General features: G+C 64.9%; 9 protein-coding genes. 8 read left to right on the top strand and 1 reads right to left on the bottom strand.

Going from position 1 to position 7,938, the window contains the following annotated elements:
* Positions 1–228 precede the first annotated feature (228 nt).
* Genes B4A72_RS10605 through B4A72_RS10625 form a run of 5 tightly spaced genes read left to right on the top strand, consistent with a single transcriptional unit; the run spans position 229 to position 5,108 of the window.
* Positions 229–1,323, top strand: coding sequence for a Bug family tripartite tricarboxylate transporter substrate binding protein (locus B4A72_RS10605; RefSeq protein ID WP_292958444.1), 1,095 nt, complete (start codon positions 229–231; stop codon positions 1,321–1,323).
* A 12-nt stretch (positions 1,324–1,335) separates the two neighbouring features.
* Positions 1,336–1,896, top strand: a complete 561-nt coding sequence (locus tag B4A72_RS10610) for a tripartite tricarboxylate transporter TctB family protein (RefSeq protein WP_292958442.1) — start codon at positions 1,336–1,338, stop codon at positions 1,894–1,896.
* 6 nt (positions 1,897–1,902) lie between these two features.
* The gene (locus tag B4A72_RS10615; RefSeq protein ID WP_292978545.1) at positions 1,903–3,408 is read left to right on the top strand and encodes a tripartite tricarboxylate transporter permease; all 1,506 of its coding nucleotides are present in this window, start codon (positions 1,903–1,905) and stop codon (positions 3,406–3,408) included.
* Complete coding sequence (locus B4A72_RS10620; protein WP_292958431.1) at positions 3,405–4,187, top strand: SDR family NAD(P)-dependent oxidoreductase; 783 nt, start codon at positions 3,405–3,407, stop codon at positions 4,185–4,187. Before B4A72_RS10615 ends, B4A72_RS10620 begins: the two co-directional genes overlap by 4 nt.
* A gap of 27 nt (positions 4,188–4,214) precedes the next feature.
* Entirely contained in the window at positions 4,215–5,108 is an 894-nt protein-coding gene (locus B4A72_RS10625; RefSeq protein WP_292978547.1) for a TRAP transporter substrate-binding protein, read from the top strand.
* 22 nt (positions 5,109–5,130) lie between these two features.
* On the opposite strand, the gene B4A72_RS10630 is transcribed toward B4A72_RS10625, so the two are convergent.
* Entirely contained in the window at positions 5,131–5,553 is a 423-nt protein-coding gene (locus B4A72_RS10630; protein WP_292958427.1) for a MerR family transcriptional regulator, read from the bottom strand.
* Between the two features lie 74 nt (positions 5,554–5,627).
* Between B4A72_RS10630 and B4A72_RS10635 the strand changes: the two genes are divergently transcribed.
* The 3 genes from B4A72_RS10635 to merA all read left to right on the top strand — a co-directional run bounded on the left by B4A72_RS10635 (position 5,628) and on the right by merA (position 7,885).
* Positions 5,628–6,035, top strand: a complete 408-nt coding sequence (locus B4A72_RS10635; RefSeq protein ID WP_292958425.1) for a mercuric transporter MerT family protein — start codon at positions 5,628–5,630, stop codon at positions 6,033–6,035.
* Positions 6,036–6,048: 13 nt separating this feature from the next.
* Positions 6,049–6,351 carry a heavy-metal-associated domain-containing protein gene (locus tag B4A72_RS10640; protein ID WP_292978549.1) on the top strand — a complete coding sequence of 101 codons (303 nt, stop codon included), beginning with the start codon at positions 6,049–6,051 and terminating at the stop codon, positions 6,349–6,351.
* Between the two features lie 106 nt (positions 6,352–6,457).
* Positions 6,458–7,885 (top strand): mercury(II) reductase, encoded by a 1,428-nt coding sequence (gene merA / locus B4A72_RS10645; RefSeq protein WP_292958421.1) that lies wholly within the window; start codon positions 6,458–6,460, stop codon positions 7,883–7,885.
* Positions 7,886–7,938: the final 53 nt, after the last annotated feature.

A 7,938-nucleotide genomic window follows, 5' to 3' on the forward strand; every position in this document is an offset into this window, starting at 1 on the left:
AACTCTTTTCGGAATCCGGTGGCTGATGGTTTCTCTTCGGCGTTTCCCGAGCCGTGACCTGTCATCAGGAAAACATATGCCAGCCCATCACTATTCTAATGCGTAAATTATTGACGCGCGGCTCTTCGTTCTGCCAGGCTTTTTCTACCGCCTGAATATGCTGTTTCCGGTTCTTTTGCGATACGGAACTGCGCAAGAGACGCGGCGGTCACATAGGGAGGAGGTCACATGAAGAACGGATTCGATCGCCGCGCGTTCCTGGGGGGCGCCGGGATGGCGACGCTCAGCATCACCTTGCCGGGCATTGCCGCGGCGCAAAGCTATCCGGCCCGCCCGATTACCGTGGTGATCATGTATGCCGCTGGCGGTGGCACCGATGTCCTGATCCGCAAGCTGGCGGACGAAATGGCCAAGGCGCGCGGATGGAACGTCAGCATCGCGAACCGGCCCGGTGCCGTCGGCGGCATTGCGACGCAATATGTCAGCGCGCAGCCTGCGGACGGCTACAACATCCTTGGCGCGGCGAACTACAACAAGTTCGTGCGCGTGCTGGGGCATGTCCCGGCCTCGCCCGCGCCGTGGGAGCAATGGGCCTTCATGAAGGCCGGCAATGCCATTGCCAGCTGGTCCGTGCCCGTCGATTCGCCCTTCCAGACCTTGCAGGACGTCATCGACGCGGCGCGGGAGAAGCCGGGACGGATCAGCGTGTCCACCTCGGGGACCGGCGGGATCTGGCACGAGATGGCGCTTCTGATCGCCGCGTTCGCCAATATCGAGTTGCGCTATGTGCCCTATCAGGGCGGACAACCGGCCACGCTTGCCGGTCTGCAGGGCGAAGTCGACATTGCCGGCGGCGGGGTCCACGAGCATATCGAACTGGTGCGTGCGGGGCAGTTCCGCATGTTGCAGCAAACCGGGACGGAAGACATCGTGCTGGAAGACGGTACCGTGTTGCCGACGGTTGCCAACCTGATCCCTGACCTGGCCCCCTTCCTGCCGATGGGCGCCACCTACAACATGATGGTGCGCCGCGACACGCCGCCCGAGATCCTGGGCGAGATCCGGAATGCCTTCGTCGAGGCCGCCAATTCGCAGGACTTCCGCGATTTCCTCGCCGCGCGTTTCTTCCAGCATGATGTCAAGGTGGGGGAGGAGGCCGATCGCGAAGCGGCGCGCATGGAGGTCGTGACGGTCGACCTGTTCAACCGGTATGCCGACCAGATCGGTTCCGACGTGCTTTCGGCTGACGAACTCGGCCTGCCCGGACCGAATGGGTTCAAGGAATGGTGGCCGCCGCAAGGCTACATGCCGCTCGACCTGTGAGGGGCGTCGATCATGAGCCAGACCAACCAGAGCGAATTTGCCGGAGAAGAAGAGGGGGCTGGCTATGCCGCCCCCTCGGTGGACATGATCGCCGCCGTTCTTCTGACCCTTCTTGCCGGCTGGTACAGCTGGGAAGCACTGGGCTTTCGTGCACCCGGCGGCTGGCGCACGGCGCCCGGACTTCTGCCTTTGGCCGCGGGCCTCAGCTTGATGGCCATGGCGGTGGGTCTGGGCCTGACGGCATGGCGCCGACGGGGACGTGACGGTGCGACCGGCAAAGCCCGTCGCGACGCCGGGCACGGCGCCGACATGTTGCGGACCGCGATGCTGATCGGCGTGCTGTTCGTCTACCTGCTGGCGATGGATTCCATGACCTTTGGTCTGCGTGGCTATGTTGCCGGCGTCTTTCTGGTCGTCGGGGCGTTCGAAATCACCACCGTCCTGTGCCTGAGCGCGATGATGATGCTGTTCTGGAACGGCCGGCTGTGGATCATCGCCACGGTTTCGTTTGGCTGGACCGCCTTTCTCAGCATGACCTTCCGGAACATCTTTCAGATCGCTTTGCCGGGATGATCCGCGATGATTGATGCCTTCATTCAGGTGCTGCAGCCCTGGCTGCTGCTTGTCGCGTTCGGCGGGGTCAGCCTTGGGATTATCTGGGGGGCGCTGCCGGGCCTGTCGACCACCATGGCCATGGCGCTGCTGATCAGCCTTTCGACGGGGCTGGAGCAGTCCAGCGCGATCGTCTTCATGCTGGGTGTCTACACCGGCAGCGTGTTCGGCGGTGCCATCTCGGCCGTGCTCATCAACATTCCGGGCACCCCCGACGCTGTGCCCACGATGATCGAGGGCCACGCGCTGGCCAAGAGAGGCGAGGGCGGGCAGGCACTGGGCATGGCGATCGCCGGGTCCTTCGTGGGCAACTGGGTCGGAATTCTGCTTCTGGTCGCCTTCATTCCGCTGGTTCTCAGCTTCGCCCTGCAGTTCCGCTCGTGGGAAATGGCGCTGCTGGGCATGATCGGCATTTCGATCTGCGGCTCGATGGCCTGCGGGGCGATGCCCCTGAAAGGCTGGATCGCCGGCTGGCTGGGCATCCTCGTGGCGCTGGTGGGCTTTGATCCGATCCACGCGGTGCAGCGCTATACGTTCGGTGTGCCCGAACTGATGGACGGGGTGAACTACGTCTCTGTGCTGATCGGGCTGTTCGGGCTGACCGAAATTCTCAAGGTCATGCCCAGCCGCGCGCAGCCGGTGGTGCCGGAGTCCGTCGGCCGGGTGATCCCCTCGCTGCGCAAGCTGGCGCGCTACTCGGTCGCAGCGGTGCGCTCGGGCGTGATCGGTGCGGTGACGGGCGCCATTCCCGGTGCAGGGGCCAATGTGGCCTCGTTCCTGTCCTACGACATCGGGCGGCGCATGGCCTCGCCCGAGGAAAAGGCGAAATGGGGCAAGGGCAGCTATGAGGCAATCGTCTGTGCCGAAGTGGCCAACAATGCCAATATCGGCGGCTCGATGTTGCCCACGCTGACGCTGGGCATCCCCGGCAACGCGGCGGCGGCGGCGCTGCTGGCGGCGCTCGCGCTCAACAACATCGTGGTCGGCCCGGCAATCGAGGTGGATCATCCCGGACTGATCTATTTCATCTATGCCGCGCTGATCGTCGCCAACCTGCTGATGTATGTCGCTGCGATCGGATTGATCAAACCCTGCGTCAAGCTGTTCAGCCTGCCGCGCGCGGTGTTGCTGGCATTGATCGTGCCGATCTGCGTGATCGGGGCCTATTCGGTACGTCTGAGCATGTTCGATGTCTGGGTGATGTTCGTCTCGGGCCTGGCCGGGCTGGCGCTGCGACAGTTGAAGTTCCCGGTCGCGCCGATCGTGCTGGGCGTGATTCTGGCACCGATGGTCGACGAGAACCTGCGCCGCGCGCTGCTGGTCTTCGAGGGACGTTCCTTCGGATTCGTTGTCCAGCAATGGGTCGGCACGGTGCTGGTCATCGCGCTGCTTGCGATCTTTGCCGAAGGGCTGCTGCGACTGCGCCGCAGTCCGGGCATCCCGCAGGGCGAACCGGTGGAGCGTCAGGGATGAGCACGGCCAACAGGGCGGCGGGCCGTTTCACGGGCCGCAAGGCGCTGATAACGGGGGCAGGGGGCGGCATTGCCCGCGCCCTTGCGCTGCGTCTGGCGGAAGAGGGGGCAAGCCTGGCGCTGACCGACCTAGACCCGGCACGCGCCCATGATGCCGCGCAAGCCGTGCAGGCAATCGGCGGCAGCGCCGTCTCGCTGGCCGCCGATGTCACCGACCGCGCGGCAGTCGAGACCATGGTCACCCAGTCGGCCCGGGCGATGGGCGGGATCGACATTCTCGTAACCTGCGCGGGCGGATACACGGCCTATACCCGCTTCGACGAGATCGATCCCGACGACTGGGACAGGGTGATCGCCCTGAACCTGCGCAGCGTCTTCCTGTGCTGCTCGGCCGTGCTTGCGCATATGAAACAAGCGGGCCGGGGGCGGATCATCAATCTGGGTTCGCTTGCCGGCCGGTCGACCAGCGCCGGCTCGTCGCCGGCCCATTACGCGGCGGCCAAGGCGGCGGTATCGCTGATGACGCAATACCTGGCCAAGGACACGGCCCCATATGGGATCACGGCCAACACCGTTGCGCCCGGCACCACGCGAACCGATCGGGTGAATGCGCTGCTGACGCCCGAGAAAGAGGCGGCCTTTGCCCGCATGACGCCGATGGGACGGCTTGCCGAACCCGCGGACATCGTGGGAACCATCGTCTTTCTGGCCAGCGACGATGCGGCCTATGTGACGGGAACGACGATCGACGTGAACGGCGGCCGATTGATGCTGGTGTGAATGATGGCGAGGACAGCAAAAATGCGCGTGGGGGGATATCAAGGGCCGAAATCCGTGTTGACGGCCGGGCTAAGCCGCTTTTGCGAGAGCCTTGCGGCAGAAGGTCTTGACACCGAGCGGGTCGATGACGTCACCCAGAGCGGCGAAACGGCGCGGGCGCTTTTCGACGGGATCGAGAGCGGCGCATTCCAGGCGGGCTACATGGCCTCGGGCTATCTGACCGCGCGCGTGCCGGAACTGGCGGTCATCGACCTGCCATTTTCGCAGGGCGATCGTCATGCGGCCTATGCGGCGCTTGACGGACGCGCCGGGGCCATCCTGCGCGAAGCCGTTCACGGTGCGACCGGCTATCATGTGCTGGGTTTCTGGGACAATGGCTTTCGCCATCTGACGAACCATCGCCGTCCGCTGCGAAGCCGCGCCGATTGCAACGGGTTGGTGGTCCGCACGCTCGACAACCGGATCTACCGCGAAACCATGGCGGCGATGGGTTTCACCCCTGTGGTCACCGATGTCCGCGATCTGCGTGAGGCGGTGATGACAGGCCGGGTCGACGCACAAGAGAATCCACTGACGAATTCTGTCGTGTTCGAACTGTATCGCGACCACCGCCATCTCAGCATGACCGGACATTTCTTCGGTGTCGTCCTGTTTCTGTGCCACGCGGACTGGTTCGGTGATCTGCCGCCCGCCGCCCGCCGCGCGGTCGAGACCGCGGCGGCAACCGCCACCGTCCGGCAACGTCGTCTCGCCGAGGCGCAGGACAGCGACGCCCTGACCATCCTGCAGGCCGAGGGGGTCGAGATCCTGCCGCGATCGGCACTTGACATGGCCGGGTTTCGGGCCGCCTGCGCCGCCATCATGGATCGCGAGCGTGCCAAGCTGCCGCCGGAACTCGTCGCGGCCTATCTGGGGCAATGAACGTGTCCGGCAAAGGCGGGATTCAGGCCGTTTCTGTCAGCGCGTCGATCACCGCGCATTCGGGACCATCTTCTCCGGTACACCGCGAAACCGTCTCGGTCAGCACTTTCTCGATACGCTGAAGATCGGCGATCTTTGCGCGCACCGCCCCGAGGTGGCGGGCTGCAAGGGATTGAACGTCGGCGCACGTGCCTGCCTTGCCATCCACCAGCCCCAGCAGGTCGCGGATTTCCTCCAGCGTGAACCCCAGATCGCGCGATCGCATCACGAAGCGCAGGCGCGCGACATGGGTATCGTCATAGCTGCGATAGTTCTTCGCCGTTCGCGGCGGCTGGGGCATGAGGCCGATGTTTTCGTAATAGCGGATGGTTTCCAGGTTGCACCCCGTCAGACGCGCCAGATCTGAACGACGCAGGACACTCACCGTTCCGTGACCGGATTTCATGATTCCACTCATTGAGCCTGTATCAGCTACAGAGCCTAGGTTCGGATGATCAAACGGGCAAGGGTGATTCGACGATGGCGGAAACGACGACCGAAGCCGAGGTTCCGAGCCTCGAAGAGAGGCAGGCCAGTGATCGCAAGGCCTGGGCGTCAACCGGCGGCGCGCTTGCCGGTGCGCTGGCGATGACCTCGTGCTGCATTCTGCCGCTGGTGCTGATCAGCTTTGGCATCGGCGGCGTCTGGATTGCCCAGTTGACGGCGCTTTATGCCTACAAGTGGTACACATTTGCCTTTGCCAGCGCCTTCATCGGCTATGGTTTCTGGAAACTGCATCGGGCCGAACAGGGCGAATGCCGCGATGGTGCGGCCTGCACCCGGCCGAAGAACCGCCGCGTCATGAAGGGAACGCTTTGGCTGGCCACGATCGTCACAGCGATCGCCATGATCTTTCCCTATGTCACGCCTTACATCCTGAGCTTCTGAAAAAGGAAAAGTCATGAGAACCCTGACGTTATCGCTGCTGGGCCTGTTTGCAGCCACCGCCGCCCAGGCGGCTGAAAGACAGGCCAGCATTGTGGTGAGCGAGCTGACCTGCCCGTCCTGCCCCTATATTGCCGCCAATGCGGTCAAATCCATCGACAGCGTTGAAATCCTTCAGAGCGAGTATGATCAGGCGGCGGAAAAGATCGTCTTTCTGGTGCGCTATGACGACGCCGTCACCTCGCCCGAGGCCATCGCAGCGGCCCCCCTGCAATACGGGTATCCCGGCCGCGTGCTTGAGGACGCATCGGGGTCGTGACGCGGCTCGGGACCGGGACCGATGGGAAGCAGATATTTGCTGCAACGCGGCCCGATCGCCGGCTTGATCGAAACGGGCGCGGTCTGATCGCAAGAAGGACGGAACCATGAAAGATTTGAACAGGACCCCGAAAGACGGAACCTACGATCTGATCGTCATCGGGGCGGGGTCGGCCGGGTTTTCGGCCTCGATCGCCGCCGCCGAGGCGGGCAAGCGGGTGGCGCTGGTCGGGCACGGCACCATCGGCGGAACCTGCGTCAATGTCGGCTGCGTGCCATCCAAGGCGATGATCCGTGCCGCCGAGGCGGTTCACGCGGCATCGGCCGCCGGCCGGTTTCCGGGCGTCGCGCCCTGCGCGGCCCGGGTCGACTGGCCGGCGTTGGTGTCCGGCACCGCCGAACTTGTGGCCGCGATGCGACAGAAGAAATATTCCGACCTGCTGCCGCAATATGAAACCGTCGACCATATCGACGAGGGCCCTGCGCGGCTGGTCGAGGGCGGTGTCGAGGTCGGCGGGCGCCGCATGACGGCCGAACGCATCATCGTCGCCACCGGATCGCGCCCGCACATGCCCGATATTTCGGGGCTCGGCGCGGTCGATGTGCTGGACAGCACCGGCCTGCTGACGCTGCCTGAACGCCCTGACAGCGTGATCGTGCTGGGCGGCGGTTATATCGGGGCCGAACTGGCGCAGATGGCGTCGCGGCTGGGGGTCAGGGTGACGCTGGTCACTCGCTCGCGGCTGTTGCCGGGTGCGGAACCCGAGGTGGGCGAGGCGCTGACACAGGCGATGCGGGCCGAGGGTATCCGTGTCGAGACCGGCCTGAGCTACCGCGAGGTCGCCGCCCACGATGGCGGCGTGGCGCTGACCATCGAGCGGGGCGGCAAGCCGGTGACGCTCACCGCCGCGCGGCTGGTTGCGACCGCCGGGCGCGTGGCCAATACCGACGGTTTGGGGCTGGAGGCGCTTGGCATCCGGACCGACCGGCGCAGAGCCATCGTGGTCGGCCCCGACATGGCCACCACGCGGCCCGGCATCTATGCCGCCGGCGACGTCACCGACCGCGACCAGTTCGTCTATATGGCCGCCTATGGCGCCAAGGTCGCGGTCAACAATGCGTTCGGGCTGGAACCGATGCGCTATGACAACGCTGCGATGCCTTGGGTCGTGTTCACCGACCCGCAGGTCGCCGGCGTCGGCCTGTCCGAAGTCCAGGCGGGCGCAGCGGGGCACGAGGTCAAGACCAGCGTCCTGGCATTGGACAACGTGGCCCGAGCGCTGGCAGCGCGCGACACCCGCGGGCTGATCAAGCTGGTTGCCGATGCGCGGACCGACCGGCTGCTGGGCGGGCAGATCGTGGCACCGGAAGGGGCGGACACGATCCAGACGCTGGCCATGGCGCTGAAGGCGGGCATGACCACCAAGGCGTTGGGCGAAACGCTCTTTCCGTATCTGACGACCGTCGAAGGGTTGAAACTGGCCGCGCAGACCTTTGACAAGGACGTGGCCCGACTCAGTTGCTGCGCGGGATAGGATCCGTGCTCTTCACCACCTGCCGCCGAAGCGGTGCGGTGGTTTCTGGCCGC

The organism is Paracoccus sp. UBA5162 (assembly GCF_002413585.1).
Taxonomy (GTDB): Bacteria; Pseudomonadota; Alphaproteobacteria; order Rhodobacterales; family Rhodobacteraceae; genus Paracoccus.

Coding starts and splice junctions, on each gene's coding strand:
- B4A72_RS10605 (WP_292958444.1), top strand. CDS start 229: ATGAAGAACGGATTCGATCGCCGCGCGTTCCTGGGGGGCGCCGGGATG.
- B4A72_RS10610 (WP_292958442.1), top strand. CDS start 1,336: ATGAGCCAGACCAACCAGAGCGAATTTGCCGGAGAAGAAGAGGGGGCT.
- B4A72_RS10615 (WP_292978545.1), top strand. CDS start 1,903: ATGATTGATGCCTTCATTCAGGTGCTGCAGCCCTGGCTGCTGCTTGTC.
- B4A72_RS10620 (WP_292958431.1), top strand. CDS start 3,405: ATGAGCACGGCCAACAGGGCGGCGGGCCGTTTCACGGGCCGCAAGGCG.
- B4A72_RS10630 (WP_292958427.1), bottom strand. CDS start 5,553: ATGAAATCCGGTCACGGAACGGTGAGTGTCCTGCGTCGTTCAGATCTG.
- B4A72_RS10635 (WP_292958425.1), top strand. CDS start 5,628: ATGGCGGAAACGACGACCGAAGCCGAGGTTCCGAGCCTCGAAGAGAGG.
- B4A72_RS10640 (WP_292978549.1), top strand. CDS start 6,049: ATGAGAACCCTGACGTTATCGCTGCTGGGCCTGTTTGCAGCCACCGCC.
- merA (WP_292958421.1), top strand. CDS start 6,458: ATGAAAGATTTGAACAGGACCCCGAAAGACGGAACCTACGATCTGATC.